Origin of the sequence: Mycobacterium sp. DBP42 (genome assembly GCF_005924235.1) — a bacterium.
In the GTDB taxonomy this organism is placed as follows: domain Bacteria; phylum Actinomycetota; class Actinomycetes; order Mycobacteriales; family Mycobacteriaceae; genus Mycobacterium; species Mycobacterium syngnathidarum.
Genome location: NZ_VCMY01000098.1, coordinates 1 through 1474 on the forward strand (window position 1 = coordinate 1; position 1474 = coordinate 1474).

1 protein-coding gene is annotated in these 1474 nt (G+C 64.1%); it reads right to left on the reverse strand.

The window, feature by feature from the left end:
• Positions 1 to 1214: IS110 family transposase (locus E0T84_RS31525; protein ID WP_138746423.1), on the reverse strand; the 1214-nt coding region annotated here is incomplete at its 3' end.
• Positions 1215 to 1474: the final 260 nt, after the last annotated feature.

Sequence of the window (1474 nt, forward strand, 5' to 3'; positions counted from 1 at the left end):
TGGGTGTGGGTGGTGGGTTGGCGGTGTGCCCAGGCGGTGTGTTCGCTGTAGGTGCTGTGGTGGCGTAGGCAGCCGTGGAGGATTCCGACGAGGCGGTTGCCGAGGGCGCGTAGGGCTTGGTGGTGGAGGTCTCCGGCGGCGCGGCGTTGGTCGTAGAACGTGCGGGCCCCGGGACTGCAGTTGAGGGCGCAGAAGGCCCATCGGTCGATCGCGTCGTAGAGGCGGCGGTTTCGGACGTAGCGGGCCAGCACGGCGCGTTTGCGGCCGGATGCGATGGTCAATGGCGAGGTTCCGGCGTAGTTCTTGCGACACTTGGCGGTGGTGTATCGGTTCGGGTCGTCCCCGAACTCACCGAGCACCCGGGCGCCGAGGATGACACCAAGTCCTGGCAGGGAGAGGTAGATGTCGGCGTCCGGGTGTGTCTCAAAATGCGTTGCCAGTTCAGTCTCGAGGTCGGTGATCTGGCGGTTGAGTTCGGCGATGATGCTGACCAGCGCGCGGGTGTTGGCCCCGAACGCTGCGGTGACCGCGGCGGGGGCGCTGAGTTGTTCGGTGCGTAACGCGGCCTGGATATCGTAGGCGCGTTGGTCGAGATTTCGTTGTCGCCCAGCGGCTTTGAGTGCAGAACGGATCTTCGACAAACTCAGGCTGGCGGCTTGGGTCGGTGTTGGTGCACGTCCCAGAACTGCGAGCGCGTCACGGTCGTGCAGATCATCGAAGGCTGCCAATGCGCCCGGGTAGTACTCACGCAACACCGAGCGCAGCGCATTAGTGTGCTGGTTGCGGGTCCAGATCAGATTCTGGTGTGCCCGGGCCAAGACCTTGACCGCCTCGGCATCAGCGGAATCACCGGCGATCAAGCGGTGGTTGTGCCGGTCGGTGCGCACCAGGTCAGCCAACAGTTTGGCATCGGTGGTATCGGACTTGGCCCCCGAGACATGGTGGCGGCCGCGGTAGCGGGCGGCCGCCTTCGGATTAATGGCATACACCTGGTAGCCGGCGGCGGTGAGAGCGGTGACCCACAGGCCGCGATCGGTTTCAGTCCCGATCACCACCTGGTCAGGTTCTGCGCAGTAGCGAGCCACCAGATGATGCAGTTCGCCGATTCCGGCAAGCCCCTCCGGTAATCGGCGCCAGGCCAGCCGGGCCCCGGCTTCGTCCATCAAATGGACGTCGTGATGATCCTCGGCCCAATCATCGCCAACAAAAATCATGTGAGCACCTCCCTTGGTTGGATCGAACATGTTCGAGCCGAAGGGTGCCCGGCAACGGGCTAATGGATCAGTGCTCAACGGCACGACATCCCATCGGTGCTGCAGGAACCCTCACCAACCAGCCGGGGCGCGCTCTGGAGTTAGAAGTCGACCATCGCTTCGGCGTAACTCAACGCTCACCGGCCGGCGGCTCGGTTAAACAGCGTCCTCCCAACCACGCCACACCGCTCGAAGATCCGCCGTTCCCTCCCCATTAGCGT